The sequence below is a fragment of the Mesorhizobium album genome (genome assembly GCF_033977205.1).
Taxonomy (GTDB): Bacteria; Pseudomonadota; Alphaproteobacteria; order Rhizobiales; family Rhizobiaceae; genus Mesorhizobium; species Mesorhizobium album.
Genome location: NZ_JAVIIW010000001.1, coordinates 219,379 through 238,603, shown reverse-complemented (window position 1 = coordinate 238,603; position 19,225 = coordinate 219,379). Strand labels below are relative to the sequence as shown.

Here is a 19,225-nt window from a genome sequence, read left to right as displayed (position 1 = left end):
ATGACCAAACGGCGCTCTTCCCTCGGCTTCCTCGGCATGTTCGGGCGCTCCGGCGACCTGCGCCAGCTCGACGATGCTCTGCGCCAGGCGGACCTGCATCCGGCCTTGGTGCCCGAGGGGGTAAAACTCACCATCGTCAATCTCATGAACGATCGCTGGCCGCAGGAGCCGCCGCCGCAGGCCTATCAATCGGTGGCGCAGCTCTGCAGCTATTGCTTCGCCGGGCCGCAGCTGTTCGAGCAGACCAACGGCAGCGAGCGGATGCTGGAAGTCGAACGCCGCATCGAGGCGGCGCTCGAAGCCGGCGACAGCTTCGATGCGCAGATCGTGCTGATGACACTGCACGCGAAGCTGATCAATGCCGAGGTAGTTGAGCGCTACGGCCTGAGTGCAGAGTGAGCCGCGAGAGCGGAGAGATCAGCCGCCCATCTTGCTGCGCGGCAGCTTGATCATCTCGCCGAAGCGCGCCCGCAGCTTGTCGTCGACGATCCGCGACACATGGCGCGGAAAACGCTCGGCCAGGACGCGCTTCTTCTCGGCAATCGCCCGCTGCAATATGTCGGGCCGGCCCTTCTCGTTCCATTCCTTGGGCGAGAAGCGGTCGCCGACGGCGGGATAGAAATATTCGGTCTGCATCAGCTTCAGCGTCTGCTCGTTGCCGAGATAGTGGCCCGGTCCCTTGAGGCAGACATCTGCGATGGTGTCGACCGATAAGGCGTCGTCGGTCACCTCGATGCCGCGCACGCAGCGTAGGCAGTGGCCGAGCATGTCGTTGTCGATGATCAGGCTTTCGAGGCAGAAGCCGAGCAGCGAGGCATGCATGCCGGCCGATTCATAGACGAGGTTGAGGCCGGACAGTCCCGCCATCACGTTGGTGATGCCTTTTTCGTAACCGGACTGGATGTCGGGCAGCTTCGAGTCCGTCATGCCGGCAGCCGAGCCGCCCGGCAGATCGTAGAATTGCGCCATCTGCGCGCAGGCCGCGGTCAGCACCGACTGTTCGGCCGAGCCGCCGGACATGGCGCCGGTCCTAAGGTCTGACACGAACGGCCAGGTACCGAAAATCGCCGGATGGCCGGGCTTGATGGCGTTGACATAGACAAGTCCCATCAGCACTTCGGCCACCGCCTGGACGACGGCGCCGGCAATCGCGGCGGGGGCCGTGGCGCCGGCCTGTCCCGCCGACAAGAGCAGGATCGGAATGCCGCCCTCGACGCAGGCTTCGAGCACGCCGCACGCGTCCTCGGCGAACTTCATCGGCGGCACGACGAAGCAGTTCGAGTTGGAGACGAACGGCCGCGCCCGAAAGTTCTCCTCGCCGCCGGCGATCGCATAGAGCATCTCCAGCGCCGGCTTGACGTTCTCTCGCACCGTGAAGGAGGTGCCGATATGTTTCGACGTCCCCATCACGCAGGCATAGAGCGTGTTGAAGTCCATCTCGAGCGGGTCGGGAATGTCGCGCGGCACCATGGTGCGCTGGAAGAAATGGATGTTGTCGAGCCCGTCGACGAGACGTGCGGCGTCGTAGATGTCCTGCAGCTGCGACTCGCGATATTCGCGCTTCTCGACATCGACCAGATGCACGGCAGCGCCCGCCGTGCCGTAATGCACGCGTTTGCCCTGGATCACCATGTCGTGCTTGGGGTCCTGGCCGTGAAGCGTGAAGTGGCGCGCCGCCGTCTTGATCGTGTCGAGCACCAGCGCCCGCGGCAGCCGGATGCGGCCGTCATCGCCATATATGCCGCCGACCCTGGTCAGCGCCTCGATGCAGGAGGGAATGGCGTTGGCGAAGCCGACCGTCTCCAGAAGCGTCAGCACCGCCTCGTGGATGCGCTCGCAATCGTTCTGGCTCAATGGTCCGTAGCTGCCGCCTTCAAGGCCGGGCCGCACCGGACGGACGTCGTCCGCGAGCGGCGCCGCCCGCATCGCGCGGCGCGCTTCGCGCCCGCCGGACCGCCGCGAACGCTGGTCCGACGACGCTTCCTGCTTCTCAAGAGCCACTGACATGGGAGGCACTCCACCTTTAGCTTTTCAGGGGCAGGGTGCGTGGCGGTTGGTCCACCATCGGCCTGCCTCGTCCCCTATAGGCCCCGACTATGCCGCCGGCATTGGTACAGCCTATGAGCCAGCCTGTCCCGTCGAATATGCCAGGATGCTAAAGCAAGCAGAGTGCAAAACAAAAGGGAGCCGGCTCGCGCCGGCTCCCATCTAAGAAATCTGTCCGCGGTCAGGCCGCCGCGGGCCGGCGTCCGGCTGCCGTGGCGAGTTCCCGGATGCCGGGCTCGATGTGCTGCAGCGAGATCGAAGAGATGCCCAAGCGCATGAAACGAGAGGGCTTTTCGCTGCGGTCGAAGAAGCGGTCGCCGGGCTCGATGATGACGCTGCGCGAGGCGGCCGCCTCGGCGAGCCCGCGTGAATCGGTGCCGCGCGGCCCCTCCAGCCAGAGTGATGTACCGCCTGCCGAGTCGGTCGAACGCCACTCTGGCAGGAAAGCGGAAATCGCATGGACCAGACGCTTGCGCCGCTCGTCGAAAGCGGCGGAGAGCCTGCGCACCAGCGCCTCGTGATGGCCGAGCGACAGGAACAGCGCAACGGCGCGCTGGTTGTTCGCCGGCGGGTGCCTGAGCATGAAGCGGCGCAGCGCGCGAAGCTCGGCGATCAGCCCGGCCGAGGCGACGATGTAGCCAAGCCTCAAGCCCGGAGCCAGCGTCTTCGACATCGAGCCGACATAGATGACGCGGCCCGAGCGATCGAGGCTTTTCAGCGCCTGCTGCGGCGCCTCGTCGAGAAGCTGGCTGTCATAGCCGTCCTCGATGATGATCTGGTTGTTGCGGTTGGCCCGCGCCAAAAGATCCTGCCGCCGCTCGGCCGACAGCGGCACCATTGTCGGGCAATGGTGGCTGGGGGTGACGAAGACGAAGCCTGAATCGCTGGGGATCGCCGAGGTCACGATGCCCGACTGGTCGACAGGAACCGGCTGGATATCGGCGCCTGCCAGCCGGAAGATAGAGCGGGCATCCGGGTAGCCGGGGTCTTCCATTGCCACCTTCGAGCCCTTGGTCATCAGCAGCGAGGCGAGCATGTAGAGCGCGTTCTGCGCGCCTAGCGTCACGATGATCTCGTCCGGGTTGGCGAAGATGCCGCGGCGCGGCAAAAGCCGGGCCTGGATCTGCTCGATCAGCAGCGGATCGTCGCGATCCACCATGTCGGACGCCCAGTTGCGGATCTCCAGCACCGCGAGCGCCATGCGGTTGCATTCGCGCCATTCGGCGGTCGGGAACAGCGCCGGGTCGAACTGGCCGTAGACGAACGGGTAGGAGGACTTGATCCAGTTGTCATGCTTGGCCGGCGGCGGCATGTCGCTGGCGGCGATCTGCCGGCGCGCCTTCCAGTCGATCTCGTTCTGCTGGTCCGGCGCCTTCTGGTGCGGCTTGGCGGGGGTGGCCAGCACGTCAGGGTTGACGAAGTGGCCGCGCCGCTCGCGCGCAACCAGGAAGCCCTGGTCGACCAGCTGCTGGAAGGCAAGCACCACCGTGCCGCGGGCAACGCCAAGTTTTTCCGCCAGAATCCGGCATGACGGCAGCGGCATCGAAGCGGCGATTTGTCGGTCGAGGATGGCTGCGACGATCGCCTGGCGGATCTGTGCCTGGAGGGTTTGTCCGGATTCGGCCGAAATCCGGAACAGGCCGGACCATATGGCCGTGTCATTGCGCTGTGGCATGGGAGATGTTCCTCGGATGGCCAGCTGTTTTCACTTGGCTGGACCAGTCGAGTGTATGGGTGGCACAAGGGGTTGCGCCAATCAATTTTTCTGATCGCTGGGATTTATGCCAGTGATCCATTGGGTCGCGAATGCGATCCATTGCCCGTGAAATGGTGTTGCGGCGCTTCATATAAGTGTGATGCGCCGCGGCATCGCCGCGCTTGAACGAAACGGAAATCGGCTCAATAGAATGACGCGCCGACACGCGCCGGAAACATCCGGCCTGTTAAGATGGTCTAAAAAACCCGCCAGGAGCCGCCAGTGGATCAGTCATCTTTCGACAAGCAACTTGCCGCGTTGCGTGATCAGCGCGCGGGGGCATCGGGCACCATGCGCGAGGCCTTTGCCGCCGACCCCAAGCGCTTCGAAAAATTCTCCACCACCGATGGCGACCTGCTGCTTGACTGGTCGAAATGCGCGGTCGATGCCGATACGATGGCGATGCTGGAGAAGCTCGCCCGCGCCGCCGATCTCGAAGGCCGCCGCAACGCCATGTTCGAAGGCAAGAAGATCAACATCACCGAAGGCCGCGCCGTGCTGCATACCGCGCTGCGCAACCTGACCGGCAAAGGCGTGATGGTCGATGGCCAGGACACGAAGGCCGATGTCATTGCCGTGCTCGATGCCATGGGCGCCTTCGCCGATGCCATCCGCTCGGGCAAGGCGGCCGGCGCCAGCGGCAAGAAGATCACCGACATCGTCAACATCGGCATCGGCGGCTCGGACCTGGGCCCGGCGATGGTGACGCTGGCGCTGGCGCCCTACCATGATGGCCCGCGCGCGCATTATGTCTCCAATGTCGATGGCGCCCACATCCATGACACGCTGAAGGGCCTTTCGCCCGAAACGACGCTGTTCATCGTCGCCTCCAAGACCTTCACCACGGTCGAGACGATGACCAATGCCGAGACGGCGCGCAAATGGGTGGAAAAGGCGCTGGGCAAGGAGGCGATCGGCAAGCATTTCGCCGCTGTCTCGACCGCGCTCGACCTCGTGGCCAAGTTCGGCATCGCCTCCGATCGCGTCTTCGGCTTCTGGGACTGGGTCGGCGGCCGCTACTCGGTCTGGAGCGCCATCGGCCTGCCGGTGATGATCGCCATCGGTCCGCGCAACTTCCGCGCCTTCCTCGACGGCGCGCATGAGATGGACGAGCATTTCCGTACCGCGCCGCTGCAGAAGAACCTGCCGGCACTGCTGGGCCTGATCGGTTGGTGGCACCGGGTCGTCTGCAAATATCCCGCACGCGCCGTCATACCTTACGACCAGCGCCTGTCGCGCCTGCCGGCCTATCTGCAGCAGCTCGACATGGAATCGAACGGCAAGAGCGTCACGCTGGACGGCGGCGCAGTCGCGCCGACCGGCCCGCTGGTTTGGGGCGAGCCCGGCACCAACGGCCAGCATGCCTTCTTCCAGTTGCTTCACCAGGGCACCGACTTCATCCCGGTGGAGTTCCTCGCCGCCGCCGTCAGCCACGAGCCCGAGCTGAAGCACCACCACGATCTCCTGCTTGCCAATTACCTGGCGCAGTCGGAGGCCTTCATGAAAGGCCGCACGCTGGAAGAGGCGCGCGCGCAGATGTTGGCCAAGGGCATGAAGCCTGCCGATGTCGACCGCATCGCGCCGCACCGCGTCTTTTCGGGCAACCGCCCCTCGCTCACCATCCTCTATCGCAAGCTCGATCCGAGCACGCTTGGTCGGCTGATCGCGCTCTACGAGCACCGGGTCTTCGTCGAGGGCACGCTGTTCAACATCAACTCCTTCGACCAATGGGGCGTCGAGTTGGGCAAGGAACTGGCGACGGGCCTGCTGCCTGTCGTGGAAGGCAAGGAGACTGCCGCAAAACGCGACGCCTCGACTGCCGGACTGGTGGCCTATATCCACCAATTGCGCGGCGCGGAGTAAAAGGTTTGGCGGACATCAAGGGCATCCTGTTCGACAAGGACGGCACGCTTGTCGACTTCAACGCAACTTGGCTCGGCGTTGCCGATTTCATGGCCATGGACGCCGCAGAGGGCGACCGCTGGAAGGCCGACCGGCTGCTCGCCGCGGCAGGCTTCGACTTCGTCAGCAAGCGCTTCAAGCCCGATTCGATCTTTGCTTCCGGCTCGAACATGGATGTCGTCGAGCTCTGGTTCCCGCGCCTGTCCAATGAGGACCAGATGCAGGCCGTTTCCCGCTTCAACGAGATCACCTCGGTGCAGGGCTCGGCGATGGCGGTCGCGCTGCCGGGCATCATCGATTCGCTGAGGACGCTGCACAAAAGATCCTACCGCATGGGCGTCGCCACCAACGATTCCACCAGCGGTGCCGAAAAGACGCTGGCCACGCTGGGCGTCGCGCAGCTCTTCGACGCCGCCTTTGGCTATGACGCCGTGGCGAGCCCAAAGCCGGCGCCCGATACCGTTTTGGCATTCTGCGATCTGACGGGGCTGAAGCCCGGCGAAATCGCCATGGTCGGCGACAACCGGCATGATCTCGAAATGGCACGTGCCGGCGGCTGCGGACTGGCGATCGGCGTGCTTTCCGGCACCGGCACGCGCGACTCGCTGTCGCCGATGGCCGACGTCGTCCTGGATTCGGTCGCCGACCTGCCGGCCTTCCTATCGGCGCGGGTGAGCGAGCCGGCCGGCTAGTCAGCCTTTTCCGGGACAAAGGCGAAGGCGCCGCTCGGTCTCGGCTCGACGCCGCCGTTTCCGCCGACATCGGGCACCTGATACTCGCCGAGCAGGCGAAGCCGCGGCCTGGGCAGCCAGGCCCGTCCCGGATCGCCGACCAGCACCTCGATGCCGGCGGCAAGACAGCGGTCGAGGAATGGGATGACCCGCCGCGCGACGGCTTGCCCGTAAAAAACATCGCCGGCAAGCACCAGGTCGACCGACGGCGGCGGACCGGTGGTGATGTCCTCGCCAATTATGGCGATGGCGACGCCGTTGGCCGCGGCGTTGAGGCCGAGCGCGACAATGCCGTTGCGGTCGATTTCTGCCGCGATCACCTCGCTCGCTCCGGCCTTTGCAGCGGCGATACCGACAAGGCCGCAGCCTGCGCCGAGGTCGAGCACGCGGCGGCCCGCGACCGTCAAAGGATTATCGAGAATGTAGCGCGCCAGCACGGCGCCGCCCGCCCAGGCATAGGCCCAGTAGGGCGGCTGCGGCTCGGTCGCCTCGTCGTCAGTGCCATCGTCCGGCTCCAGCAGCCGCCTCAGCCCACTGCCGGGATGGGCACTGAAGAGGCGGATTTCGGGCAGCGCCGGTACCGGCGCGAGCCGCATGTTCGCCTGGATGAATTCCGCGGGATCGAGCCTTTCGCCTCGCTCGCGCGTCACGCCGGCAGCAGGGTCGCTCAAGCTTACTCCCGCAGCGCGCGTCGCAGGATCTTGCCGACGGGCGTTTTCGGCAGCTCGGTGCGAAATTCGATATATCTCGGCCGCTTGTAGCCGGTCAGGTTTTCACGGCAATAGGCAGTCAGCGCCTCGGTGGTAAGCGCCTGGTCCTTCTTGACCACGAAGAGTTTCGGCACCTCGCCGGAATGCTCGTCCGGCACGCCGATCGCCGCCACTTCGAGCACGCCGGGGTGCTGCGCCACGACCTCCTCCAGCTCGTTCGGATAGACGTTGAAGCCGGAGACCAGGATCATGTCCTTCTTGCGGTCGACGATCTTGGTGTAGCCGCGCTCGTCCATGAAGCCCATGTCGCCCGACTTGAAGAAGCCGTCCTCGGTCATCACCTTGGCGGTCTCGTCCGGCCGGTTCCAGTAGCCGGCCATCACCTGCGGTCCGCGGATGCAGATCTCGCCGACCTCGCCGAGCGGCACGTTGTTGCCGTCGTCGTCACGGATGGCGATCTCGGTCGAAGGCAGCGGCAGGCCGATTGTGCCGGTGAATTCGCTGGAACTGAACTTGTTGGCGGTGGCCACCGGCGAGGTTTCGGAAAGCCCGTAGCCTTCGCTCACCGGACAGCCGGTCAGGCCCTTCCAGCGCTCGGCCACGCCCTTCTGCACCGCCATGCCGCCGCCAAGCGTCAGGATCAGCGGCTTGAAGTCGAGCTTGCGGAAATCCTCGTTGTTGAGCAGCGCGTTGAACAGCGTGTTGAGGCCGGGGAAGATGTGGGCCGGATATTTCTGCAGTTCCTTGACGAAGCCCGGAATGTCGCGCGGGTTCGGAATGAGCACATTCTGGGCGCCCTGCTGCATGCCCATCAGCGCGTTCACCGTCAGCGCGAAGACGTGGTAGAGCGGCAGCGCGCAGATGAAGTTTTGATGCGCCGGCTTCGGCTTGACCGTATAGGCGTCCTCCACCCAGAGCGAATTCTGCGCCACGTTGGACAAGACGTTCCGGTGCAGCAGCGTCGCCCCCTTCGAGACGCCGGTCGTGCCGCCCGTATACTGCAGGAAGGCTATATCGTCGCCCGAGACCGCCACAGGCCTGAAAGCGCTTGCGGAGCCGGCCTTCAGCGCGGCGTTGAACTTGACATGGCCGGGCAGCGACCAGGCGGGAACCATCTTCTTCACCCGCCGCACGACGAGGTTGACGATCCTGCCCTTGAGGCCGCCCAGCATGTCGCCCATCGCTGCGACCACCACATGCTTCACCGGCGTCCGGGCGATCACCGCCTGCAGCGTGCTGGCGAAGTTCTCCAGGATGACGATGGCCTGCGCGCCGGAATCCTTGAGCTGATGCTCCAGCTCGCGCGGCGTGTAGAGCGGGTTGACGTTAACCACCGTGAAGCCGGCGCGAAGCACCGCCATCATCGCCACTGGATATTGCAGCACGTTCGGCATCATCAGCGCCACGCGCGCGCCCTTCTCCAGCCCCTTCGACTGCAGATAGGCGCCGAAGGCCGCCGAAAGCCGCTCGAGCTCGGCATAGGAAATCGACTTGCCCATGCACACGAATGCCGGCCGGCCGGCAAACTCCTTGCAGGCGCCGACGAGGAAGTCGCCGATCGAATTGTAAGGCAGCGGACCGATCTGGGCCGGCATATTCTTCGGATAGCTTTTGAGCCACGGCTTTTCCGGCAGCCCGGCGGTGAGTACCGTAATCGCCTTCGGCAACTCCTTGGCCGGGACAGATGGGTTTGCTGCGCCCGCTGCCTTGGCGGCGGCGGGCTTCGCGGTCCCGGACTTGTCCGTCTTTGCGGCTGCAGCCCTGGTGGCGGGTTTTGAACTCGTCTTCGCCTTGGCGGAAACTGGTTTCGCGCTGGCCTTCGGCTTGGCAGCGGTCTTTGCAGGTGCAGAGGTTTTGGCAGGTGAAGCGGTCTTTGCTGGTGAAGCCTTGGGCGCGTCGGCATTGCCGGTCGCGGCCTTGGCTTTTGCCTTCGCCGGGGGCGTTGTCTTTGCTGCTCTTGCCACCAAGTCCCTCCCTGTCGGTCTTGCTGCTGCGTGCCGCGCCCGCTCCCTCACGAGAAGCGTCCTCCGCGCCGGTTGCGGATTCCCCAAGAAATCCAGCGTATCACCTATGTATTGCCTCTGTCGGCGGCGGTGCAAGCCTTGCCCCTGCGGCAGGAGCGGAAAGATTTGCCGTCAAAGTCGCTTGTTCAAACGCCTCTTGGAACGCGTGTCCGCCGAAGCTGGCGCGTAATCAGGGTTGCATTGCGTTGCGATTTTAAGGTGCGGTGCATCAATAAAAAAATGCAATCGTTAATATTATCGTGAGCAGAAAATTCTGCTCATTTTTTCCCTTATTCTGGTAAAATCCGGATTCCTTTTCTGCTTACCGTGGGGTACGCAAGCGGGGTGTTCCAAAGCCCGGAAAACGGTGCTTATATGCGCGCTTCGCGAGCCTGATAGAGGGGCTTGAGAGAACATCAGGGAGTGCTCAATGAAAAAGACAATGACTTTTGCAGCCGCGTTGCTGGCTGCAAGCGTCCTGGGCGGCATGGCCAATGCAAAGACGCTTGTCTATTGCTCGGAAGCGTCGCCGGCCAATTTCGACCCGGGTACGACGACGGGTGGTAACGACTTCGATGCTTCGTCGCGCACGGTCTATTCGCGCCTCGTCGAGTTCAAGCACGGCGGCACCGAGATCGAGCCCGGCCTCGCCGACAAATGGGAAATCTCCGACGACGGCCTGGTCTATACTTTCCACCTGCATCCGGGCGTGAAGTTCCAGACCACCGATTATTTCAAGCCGACCCGCGACCTCAACGCTGACGACGTCGTCTTCTCCTTCGACCGCCAGTTCAACAAGCAGAACCCGTGGAACGGCGACAAATATCTGCCGAACCTGACCTGGGACTACTACACCGGCATGGACATGCCGAAATACGTCGCCAAGTGGGAAAAGGTCGATGACCTCACCGTCAAGCTGACGCTGACCGAGCCGAACGCGCCGATGCTGGCCAACCTCGGCATGGACTTCGCCTCGATCGTCTCGAAGGAATATGCCGACCAGCTGGAGAAGTCCGGCAAGATGGCCGACTTCTCGACCAAGCCGATCGGCACCGGTCCGTTCCAGTTCGTCGACTATCAGCTGGATTCGGTCATCCGCTACGCGGCCCATCCGGACTACTTCAAGGGCAAGGAGAAGATCGACGATCTCGTCTTCGCCATCACGCCCGACCCGACCGCTCGTACCCAGAAGGTGCTCGCCGGCGAATGCGATGTGGCACCCTATCCGAACCCGGCCGACCTCGCCACGATCAAGGCCAACAAGGATGTCACGCTGCTCGACCAGGCCGGCCTCAACATCGGCTACATGAGCTACAACACGACGATCCCGCCGCTCGACAAGCCTGAGGTTCGTCATGCGCTCAACCAGGCGATCGACCGGGAAGCGCTGATCAAGGCGCTGTTCCAGGATGCCGGCGCCACGCCGGCCCAGAACCTGATCCCGCCGACCATGTGGTCGTGGAACAAGGACGTGAAGTTCGATTCCTATGATCCCGAGGCGGCCAAGAAGGTGCTGGCCGATGCCGGCCTGAAGGAAATCCAGCTCTGGGCTTCCGACCGCGTTCGTCCGTACAACCCGAACTTCCAGCGCGCCGCTGAGCTGATCCAGGCCGACTGGGCCAAGGTCGGCGTCAAGGCGGAGATCGTCAACTACGAGTGGACCAAGTATCGCGCGGAGGGCAAGAAGAAGGATCGTCCAGGCGCGTTCCAGGTCGGCTGGACCGGCGACAATGGCGATCCGGACAACTTCTTCGCCACCCTCTTCGCCTGCTCGGCCATCGGCGTGTCGAACTACTCCAGCTGGTGCGACAAGGACTTCGAGGACCTGATCCAGAAGGCCAAGAAGACCAGCGACCAGGGTGAGCGCACCAAGCTGTACGAACAGGCGCAGGTGATCTTCCAGAAGCAGGCCCCTGCCTTCCTGCTGGCGCACAGCCAGGTCTACTCGGTCGTTCGCAACAACGTGACCGGCTACAAGATGGACCCGCTCGGCATTCACCGCTTCGACGGCGTTGACAAGTCCGAGTAATATTTGCGAACGGGGCGGCGCAATCATGCGCCGCCGCACTTCACGATGCTTAGATATCTCCTCAACAAAATCGCACTTGTGATCCCGACCCTCGTTGGCATCACCATCTGCGCCTTCGCCTTCGTCCGGCTGCTGCCCGGCGATCCGATCCTGGCCATGGCCGGCGAGCACGGCGTATCGCCGGCGCGCTACGAAGAACTCAAGGAACAGTTCGGCTATAACCTGCCGATCTGGGAACAGTATGTGCGCTATGTCGGCGAGGTCGCGACCGGCGATTTCGGCGTTTCCATTTCATCCAAGCGCCCGGTCATCGAGGAGTTCAAGACGCTCTTCCCGGCGACGCTGGAACTCTCCTTCTTCGCCATGATCTTCGCCATGGTGATCGGCATCCCGGCCGGCATATTCGCGGCCGTCAAGCGCGGCTCGTGGTTCGACCAGTCGCTGATGGGCACCGCGCTCGTCGGCTATTCCATGCCGATCTTCTGGTGGGGCCTGCTGCTCATCATCTTCTTTTCCGGCTATCTCGGCTGGACGCCGGTTTCCGGCCGCATCGGCCTGCAATTCTTCCTGAGGCCGATCACCGGTTTCATGACCATCGACAGCATTCTGTACGGCAAGTGGGATGCGCTGCGCTCGGCGCTCAGCCATCTCGTCCTGCCGGCGATTGTGCTCGGCACCATTCCGCTGGCGGTGATCGCGCGCCAGACGCGCTCCGCCATGCTCGAAGTACTGGGCGAGGACTATGTCCGCACCGCCCGCGCCAAGGGGCTGTCTGCCGCCCGCGTCATCAGCGTGCACGCGCTGCGCAACGCGCTGATCCCGGTCGTCACCACCATCGGCCTGCAGGTCGGCACGCTGCTTGCCGGCGCCATCCTCACCGAAACCATCTTCGCCTGGCCGGGCATCGGCAAGTGGATGGTCGATTCCATCTTCAAGCGCGATTATGTCGTCGTGCAGTCAGGTCTGCTTTTGATCGCGCTCATCGTCATGGCCGTGAACCTCATCGTCGACGTGCTCTATGCCGTCATCAACCCGCGCATCAGGGCGGCGTGATGAGCCAGTCGACCGAAATCGCCCCGATGCCCGCGGGCAGCCCGGACCGCCTGACCGGCTTCAAGACTTTTTGGCACTATTTCTCGGTGAACCACGGCGCCGTCATCGGCCTGCTCGTCTTCATCCTCCTGGTGCTGGCGGCGCTCCTTGCGCCGCTGCTCGCGCCCTATGCGCCCGATATCCAGGACAAGACCGCGTTCCTCAGACCGCCGGCCTGGCAGACCGGCGGCAGCACCCAGTATCTGCTTGGCACCGATCCGGTCGGCCGCGACATCCTTTCGCGCCTGCTCTACGGCGCGCGCTTTTCGCTGCTGATCGGCGCCGTCGTGGTCTCGTTGGCTCTCACCGGCGGCATCACGCTCGGCCTGCTCGCCGGCTATTTCCGCGGCTGGGTCGACGTCGCGATCATGCGCGTCATGGACCTGATCCTCGCCTTCCCGTCGCTGCTGCTGGCGCTGGTGCTGGTCACCATCCTCGGCCCCGGCCTGTTCAATGCCATGCTGGCGATCGCGCTGGTGCTGCAGCCGCATTTCGCCCGCCTGGTGCGCGCCGCCGTCATGGCCGAGAAGAGCCGCGAATATGTCGTTGCGGCCAAGGTCGCCGGCGCCGGCCATCTGAGGCTGATGCTCGCCACCATCCTGCCCAACTGCCTGGCGCCGCTGATCGTCCAGGGCACGCTGTCCTTCTCGAACGCCATCCTGGAAGCCGCAGCGCTCGGCTTCCTCGGCCTCGGCGCGCAGCCACCGACGCCGGAATGGGGCACCATGCTTGCCTCGGCGCGCGAGTTCATCCTGCGCGCCTGGTGGGTGGTGACTTTCCCTGGCCTCGCCATCCTCATCACGGTGCTCGCCATCAACCTGATCGGCGACGGCTTGCGCGACGCGCTCGATCCGAAGCTCAGGAGGTCGTGATGGCGCTGCTCGACATCCAGAATCTCGTCGTCGAATTCCAGACCGCGTCCGGCCCGTTCCGCGCCGTCGACGGCGTCTCGCTTCATGTCGACGAGCGCGAGGTGCTCGCCATCGTCGGCGAATCCGGCTCCGGCAAGTCGGTCTCGATGCTGGCGGTGATGGGCCTGCTGCCCTGGACGGCAACCGTCACGGCCGACCGCATGACGTTTGGCGGCCGCGACCTTTTGAAAATCAGCCCGGCCGAGCGCCGCAAGATCATCGGCAAGGACATTGCGATGATCTTCCAGGAGCCGATCGCCAGCCTCAACCCCTGCTTCACCGTTGGCTTCCAGATCGAGGAAGTGCTGCGCTTCCATCTCGGCATGGACCGTGCGCAGCGCCGGGCGCGCGCCATCGAGCTCCTGAAGCAGGTCGGCATTCCCGAGCCGGCGGAGCGGCTGAGTTCCTTCCCGCACCAGATGTCGGGCGGCCAATGCCAGCGCGTCATGATCGCGATGGCGATCGCCTGCAATCCGAAATTGCTCATCGCCGACGAGCCGACGACGGCGCTGGACGTGACCATCCAGAAGCAGATCCTCGATCTCCTGGTCTCGCTGCAGGCCAAATACGGCATGGGCCTGATCATGATCACCCACAATATGGGCGTGGTGGCGGAGACCGCCGACCGCGTCATCGTCCAGTACAAGGGCCGCAAGATGGAAGAGGCCGACGTGCTGTCGCTCTTTGAATCGCCGAAGAGCAACTACACGCGCGCGCTGCTCTCGGCGCTGCCGGAAAATGCCGTCGGCGACCGGCTGCCGACCGTCTCCGACATGCTGTTCGAGCCGGCGCCCTCGGGAGCTAGTGCATGACCGGAGCCGGCGCATGACCAAGGTTGTCGAAGGCAAGAACATCGTGCGCGACTACCATGTCGGCGGCGGCCTGTTCCGCCCCGCGCGCACCGTCCATGCGGTGAAGGGTGTCTCCTTCAGCGTCGAGAAGGGCAAGACGCTGGCGATCGTCGGCGAGAGCGGCTGCGGCAAGTCAACGCTCGCCCGCATCATCACGCTGATCGACCCGGCGACGGCAGGTGAACTCTTCATCGACGGCCACAAGGTCGACATCGCCAGGGATGGGCTGACCAAGGAGATGCGCCGCAAGGTGCAGATCGTCTTCCAGAATCCCTACGGGTCGCTCAACCCGCGCCAGAAGATCGGCGACGTGCTCGGCGAGCCGCTGCTCATCAATACCGACAAGCCGGCCGAGGAACGCCGCGACTTGGCGATGAAGATGCTGAAGAAGGTCGGTCTCGGCCCGGAGCATTATAACCGCTACCCGCACATGTTCTCGGGCGGCCAGCGCCAGCGCATCGCCATTGCCCGCGCCCTGATGCTGAACCCCAGCCTGCTGGTGCTGGACGAGCCGGTCTCGGCTCTCGACCTGTCTGTGCAGGCGCAGGTGCTTAACCTGCTTGCCGACCTGCAAGACGAGTTCAAGCTGACCTATGTCTTCATCAGCCACGACCTATCGGTCGTGCGCTACATCGCCGACGACGTGATGGTGATGTATTTCGGCGAGGCGGTCGAATACGGCTCGCGCGACGAGGTCTTCTCGGACCCCAAGCACAGCTACACCAAGACGCTGTTCGCTGCGACGCCGCGCGCCGACATCGCGAGCATTAAGGCGAGGCTGGCAAAGAAGGCGGCCTGACGCTAGGGGCGGAGCGCCGCGAAGCGGCGCGCAGACCCTAAGATCCATTCCGTTACCTCAGCCGAAACCTGCAACGGAGCAGAATTCTGGACCGTTGCAACGCTCGTATGTCACGGAATGGATCCTCGGGTCTGCGCCGTGTCGCTTCGCTCCTTGCTTCGCCCGAGGATGACGACGCCAAAAGCGCCCCACCTCCCCCTTGTAGGGAGGTCGGACCGAAGGTTCGGGTGGGGGTAAGCGCCCGACTTACGACAACTTCGCTATAGTCGCCCGCAACGCCTCGCCGAACCGGTGAACCTCATCAACCTTGTTATAGTGAACCAGCGAGGCGCGGATCGCGCCGCTGTCCATCGAGAGGTTGAGCCGCTTCATCAGCCGAGGCGCATACATGTGGCCGTCGCGGATGCCGATCTGCATGGCAGCCATCTCCTCGACGATCCTCTGCGGCGAGAGCTTGCCGATGTTGAAGCAGAAGGTCGGCACGCGCTCGTGGATGCGCGTCTCGTCGGCGACGCCGTAGATCGTGGCATTGCAGTCCTTCAGCACCTTCAGCATCTCGCGCGCCAGCGTCAGCTCGTAGTCGCGGATGGCGTTCATGCCGGCGACGATGTTGTCGCGGCGCGAGCGGTTGTTCTGGGCTAAGAAATTGCGGCCGACCGATTCCAGGTAGCGGACGGCGGCGTCCATGCCGGAGACGTTCTCGTAGATGAAGGTGCCGGCCTCGACCTTGTAGGGCGGCTCGTCCGGAATGAAATCCTCGCGGAAGGTCGGCAGCCGCTTCAGCGTGTCGAAGCGGCCCCAGAGGAAGCCCATATGCGGCGAGAAATTCTTGTAGCCTGAGCAGACGAGGTAGTCGCAGTCCCAGGCCCGCACGTCGATCAGCCCGTGCGGGCCGTAATGCACGCAGTCGAGGAACACTTCGGCGCCGGCCGCATGCGCGATCCTGGCCACGGAAGCGACGTCGACGATCGAGCCTATCGAATGCGCCGTCACCGTGCAGGCGACGAGACGGGTGCGGTCCGACATCAGCGGCTTGAGGTCGTCGACATGGAGATTGCCGTCCTCGCGCATGCGCCACCATTTGAACTTGGCGCCGGCCTGTTCGAGCGCCAGCCAGGTGGCGATGTTGGCGTCGTGGTCCATGTCGGTGACGACGATCTCGTCGCGCCCCCCATCTGTGTCTTTGGCAAGCATCTGGCCGATGCCAAGGCTGACCAGGCGGATGAAGGAGGTGGCGTTCATGCCGAAGCAGATCTCGGACGGGCTGTAGGCGTTGATCAGAAGCGCCACGCTTTCGCGCGCCTCGGCGACCGACTGGTCCACAGTCACGCTGCGGCCATAGCGGCCGCCGCGCTGCACATTGTGCCCCACCAGATGGTTGGTCACCGCGTCGAGCACGCTTTGCGGAATCTGCGCGCCGGCGGCGTTGTCCATGAAGATGAACTCGCCGGCCTGCTGAAGCGCGGGAAACATGGCGCGGATCTTCTCGACCGGGAACGAAGCGGCGCCATCCGGCGCTTTCGAAACATGATGCTGGTTCACGGGAGTCTCCTTCAATTCATGGATGCTATGCTGGGAGGGTCAGTGCGCGCCGGACTTGGCCTTGCCGCGCTCTTCGAGGTAGCCGACCAGCCGCACCAGCGGCCACAGGAAGGCGAGGTAGATGATCGCGGCGCCGATCAGCGGCGTCGGGTTGGCCATCAGCGCCTGCGCGTCGGTCGCCTGTTTCAAGAGGTCCGGCATCGCCACGACCGAGGCGAGCGCCGTGTCCTTGAACACCGAGACGCAATTGCTGGTGAGCGGCGGGATGACGACGCGGATCGCCTGCGGCAGGATCACCTTGCGCATGGCGACCCAGAAGGGCAGGCCGAGCGCGGAGGCCGCCTCGAACTGGCCTTTCGGGATGTTCTGGATGCCGGCGCGGCAGACTTCCGCAGTGAAGGCGGCGAGCACCAGCGACAGCGCAAGAGCAGCCGACGCGAAGGATGACAGGCGGATGCCGATGAAGGGCAGGGCGTAATAGATCAGGATCAGCACCACCAGGATCGGCAGCGCGCGGAACATGTCAATGTAGAGCGTCGCCAGCCGCCGCAGCGGCTTCGGCGCGTAGAGCCGCACCAGGCAGATCGCCAGCCCGGCGACGGTGCCGAAGACGATCGCGGCGCAGCCGAGCAGGATGGTGTTGCCAAGCCCGCGGATGAGGATCGGAAATGACCGGACCAGGATGCCCCAGTTGAAGAAGGTGTCGATCAGTTCCATCGGCATCACCCGTGAGACAAGGCCCGCCGCGTTTGGCGAAAACCCAAATGGCCGAAGCGAGAGCGCCAGCCGTTGCCGTCGCTCTCATCGAGGCTTGTGATTAGCCGGCTTATTGCGGGATCGGGCCGGGCGTCACCGTGCTGGTGCCGACTTCCGGATCGACGCCGAACCACTTCTTGTGGATCGCCGCCATCGTGCCGTCCTTCTTCATCTCGCTGATGGCGTCGTTGACCTTCTCAAGCAGCGGATGGCCCTTCTTGGTCATCATGGCGAAGCGTTCGCCGGTCGGGATGCGCACCAGGATCTTGAGCGCCGGCATCTGCTTGATGGCGAACAGGAAGCCGGCAAGCTCGCCGGCGCCGCCGTCGATGCGGCCGTTCTGCACATCGAGCAAAAGGTCCTGCTGGGCGTTGTAGCTCTTGGTCTCGGCGACGCCGAGCTTGGCGGCGTTTTCCTTCATATAGGCTTCGCCCGTCGAGCCGGCGATGACGCCGATGGTCTTGCCCTTGAGGTCGTCGAGCGCCTTGATGGCGGAGTCCGCCTTGCCGACGATGGTGCCGTCGCTGTCGTAATATGCCTGCGTGAAGCCCTGGTTCTGCAGCCGCTCCTTGGTGACCGAGATCGACGACACGGCAAAGTCGATGCGGCTCGAAGCGGTCGCCGCGAACAGCGCCTGGAAACCGAGATCCTGGAATTCGACTTCGGCGCCGATGCGCTTGGCGACATCATTGGCAACATCGATCTCAAAACCTTCGAAGCCGCCGGAATCGGTCTTGTATTCCCACGGCGGATTGGCCGGATAAGCGCCCACCATGATCTTGTCGGCGAAGGCGGGCGCCGCGAAGGCGACGCCTGCGGCGATGATCACCCCAATCAGTCCTAGACGTTTCAACATCTTGCTTCCCTCTGGTTCGGTCGTCGACTGCGACGCATTTCGTCTTCCGCTTCTTCCGGCGCCCCACTCCCGGGCGCCGCAGGCGATGCGGTGCCTGAATTCAGGATGAGCGGCGCCGCCGCGAACCGATATGTTCCTTGAGCCGCGCGATCAGCGCCTCGATCGCCGCTTCCGTGGAGACCATGCCGGGCGACAGCCGCAGCGTCGTGCCGCGCGCGTCGCAGTACAATCGCTCTTTGCGCAGCGCGGCGATGATCTTCGCTGGCTCGATGCCCTGCGGCAGGCTGAGCATGACGCTGCCGCCACGCTCCTTGGCGTCGAGCGGCGATCGCACCGCCCACCCGTTATCCAACGCAGCACCGATGATGCGTTCGACCAATGTCGCATTCTGCGCGCGTATGGCGTCGATGCCGGTCTCTTCCACCCATTCCAACCCAGGCAGCGATGCGACGCTAGCCAGGATCGCCGGCGTGCCGTGGTCGAAGCGGCGGGCGTCGTCGGCATAAGTGAAGGCGTCGAGATCCCAGGAGAACGGATTCGGCTGGCTGAACCAGCCGCGCAGCTCCGGCCGGCAGGTCGAGAGAAGGTCGGGTGCTACCTGCAATATCCCGGCGCCGGAAGAGCCGCACAGCCATTTGAGCGAGGTCGAAACGACGAAGTCGACCGGAGTTTGGGCAACTGAGAAAGGCGCCACGCCGACACCTTGCGTGATGTCGACGCCGACGATGCTGCCCATGGCGCGGCCATGCGCGGCAAGCCGCTCGACATCGCAGCGGTGCGAGGCCGTCGAGGTGACGAAGGTGAGCAATGCAAGCCCGACATCCGCCTGCCATTGGGCGATGAAATCCTCGTCGCGCACCCAGCTCTTGCCGGGCCGCAGCGGCACCGTGTCGAGCGTGAAGCCGAAACGCTCGGCCAATCCCGCCAGCAGGAAATGCAGGCTCGGAAAACAGTCGGCCGCAACCAGAAGCCGCCTTCCCGCCAGACGCTCGGCAGGCAAGGCGCCGATCAGGCTGTAGAGCGCCGAGGTGACGTTCTCGGCCGTGGTCAGCGTGCCTTGCGGCGCTTCGATCAGCCGTGTCCAGGCATCGATGAAGCGTTGCCGCGCGGCAAGGGCAGCCGGCCATTGGCCGTCATCCTCCGCCGACCAGATGTTGGAAAACTCCGTGAGCGCGGCGGCCATTCGCTCGGCCTTGCCGGGAAAGGTGCCGATCGAATGATAGAGAAAATAGCCGGACATT

The 19,225-nt window shown here is 64.2% G+C and carries 17 protein-coding genes; 8 read left to right on the top strand and 9 right to left on the bottom strand.

Annotated features, from left to right (window positions below):
* A complete protein-coding gene (locus RFN28_RS01120; RefSeq protein ID WP_320285510.1) occupies positions 1–399 on the top strand; it encodes a hypothetical protein in 399 nt (132 codons plus the stop codon).
* Positions 400–417: 18 nt separating this feature from the next.
* On the opposite strand, the gene RFN28_RS01115 is transcribed toward RFN28_RS01120, so the two are convergent.
* The 3 genes from RFN28_RS01115 to RFN28_RS01105 form a co-directional block, all read right to left on the bottom strand.
* A complete protein-coding gene (locus RFN28_RS01115; protein WP_320285509.1) occupies positions 418–2,007 on the bottom strand; it encodes a trimethylamine methyltransferase family protein in 1,590 nt (529 codons plus the stop codon).
* 220 nt (positions 2,008–2,227) lie between these two features.
* Positions 2,228–3,721 carry a MocR-like pyridoxine biosynthesis transcription factor PdxR gene (pdxR, locus tag RFN28_RS01110; RefSeq protein WP_040993852.1) on the bottom strand — a complete coding sequence of 498 codons (1,494 nt, stop codon included), beginning with the start codon at positions 3,719–3,721 and terminating at the stop codon, positions 2,228–2,230.
* Positions 3,705–3,968, bottom strand: coding sequence for a hypothetical protein (locus tag RFN28_RS01105; protein ID WP_320285508.1), 264 nt, complete (start codon positions 3,966–3,968; stop codon positions 3,705–3,707). Before RFN28_RS01105 ends, pdxR begins: the two co-directional genes overlap by 17 nt.
* 92 nt (positions 3,969–4,060) lie before the next feature.
* Here RFN28_RS01105 and pgi point away from each other — a divergent pair, with 92 nt between their 5' ends.
* The gene (gene pgi, locus RFN28_RS01100; protein ID WP_320285649.1) at positions 4,061–5,665 is read left to right on the top strand and encodes a glucose-6-phosphate isomerase; all 1,605 of its coding nucleotides are present in this window, start codon (positions 4,061–4,063) and stop codon (positions 5,663–5,665) included.
* Between the two features lie 5 nt (positions 5,666–5,670).
* Positions 5,671–6,396 (top strand): HAD family hydrolase, encoded by a 726-nt coding sequence (locus RFN28_RS01095; protein ID WP_320285507.1) that lies wholly within the window; start codon positions 5,671–5,673, stop codon positions 6,394–6,396.
* Here RFN28_RS01095 and RFN28_RS01090 read toward each other — a convergent pair.
* Entirely contained in the window at positions 6,393–7,031 is a 639-nt protein-coding gene (locus RFN28_RS01090; RefSeq protein WP_320285648.1) for a class I SAM-dependent methyltransferase, read from the bottom strand. The genes RFN28_RS01095 and RFN28_RS01090 overlap by 4 nt on opposite strands.
* Positions 7,032–7,108: 77 nt before the next feature.
* On the bottom strand, positions 7,109–9,109 hold the full coding sequence (locus tag RFN28_RS01085; protein WP_320285506.1) for a long-chain fatty acid--CoA ligase: 2,001 nt from the start codon (positions 9,107–9,109) through the stop codon (positions 7,109–7,111).
* Positions 9,110–9,578: 469 nt separating this feature from the next.
* Between RFN28_RS01085 and RFN28_RS01080 the strand changes: the two genes are divergently transcribed.
* From RFN28_RS01080 to RFN28_RS01060, 5 genes are read left to right on the top strand one after another with little or no spacing between them, the layout of a single operon-like run.
* Positions 9,579–11,177, top strand: coding sequence for an ABC transporter substrate-binding protein (locus RFN28_RS01080; protein ID WP_320285505.1), 1,599 nt, complete (start codon positions 9,579–9,581; stop codon positions 11,175–11,177).
* 45 nt (positions 11,178–11,222) lie between these two features.
* A complete protein-coding gene (locus RFN28_RS01075) occupies positions 11,223–12,230 on the top strand; it encodes an ABC transporter permease subunit (protein ID WP_320285504.1) in 1,008 nt (335 codons plus the stop codon).
* A complete protein-coding gene (locus tag RFN28_RS01070; protein ID WP_430676930.1) occupies positions 12,230–13,141 on the top strand; it encodes an ABC transporter permease subunit in 912 nt (303 codons plus the stop codon). The genes RFN28_RS01075 and RFN28_RS01070 overlap by 1 nt, the downstream gene beginning before the upstream one ends.
* Positions 13,141–13,992: an ABC transporter ATP-binding protein gene (locus tag RFN28_RS01065; RefSeq protein WP_320285503.1), complete on the top strand. Its 852-nt coding sequence runs from the start codon at positions 13,141–13,143 to the stop codon at positions 13,990–13,992. The genes RFN28_RS01070 and RFN28_RS01065 overlap by 1 nt, the downstream gene beginning before the upstream one ends.
* 13 nt (positions 13,993–14,005) lie before the next feature.
* Complete coding sequence (locus tag RFN28_RS01060) at positions 14,006–14,830, top strand: dipeptide ABC transporter ATP-binding protein (RefSeq protein WP_320285502.1); 825 nt, start codon at positions 14,006–14,008, stop codon at positions 14,828–14,830.
* A 246-nt stretch (positions 14,831–15,076) separates the two neighbouring features.
* Here the strand turns inward: RFN28_RS01060 and RFN28_RS01055 are convergent, their stop codons facing one another.
* The 4 genes from RFN28_RS01055 to RFN28_RS01040 form a co-directional block, all read right to left on the bottom strand.
* Entirely contained in the window at positions 15,077–16,372 is a 1,296-nt protein-coding gene (locus RFN28_RS01055; RefSeq protein WP_320285501.1) for a cysteine desulfurase-like protein, read from the bottom strand.
* Positions 16,373–16,411: 39 nt separating this feature from the next.
* The gene (locus RFN28_RS01050; protein ID WP_320285500.1) at positions 16,412–17,089 is read right to left on the bottom strand and encodes an amino acid ABC transporter permease; all 678 of its coding nucleotides are present in this window, start codon (positions 17,087–17,089) and stop codon (positions 16,412–16,414) included.
* A gap of 109 nt (positions 17,090–17,198) precedes the next feature.
* A complete protein-coding gene (locus RFN28_RS01045; RefSeq protein WP_320285499.1) occupies positions 17,199–17,984 on the bottom strand; it encodes an ABC transporter substrate-binding protein in 786 nt (261 codons plus the stop codon).
* 100 nt (positions 17,985–18,084) lie between these two features.
* On the bottom strand, positions 18,085–19,224 hold the full coding sequence (locus RFN28_RS01040) for an aminotransferase class V-fold PLP-dependent enzyme (RefSeq protein WP_320285498.1): 1,140 nt from the start codon (positions 19,222–19,224) through the stop codon (positions 18,085–18,087).
* Position 19,225 lies beyond the last annotated feature (1 nt).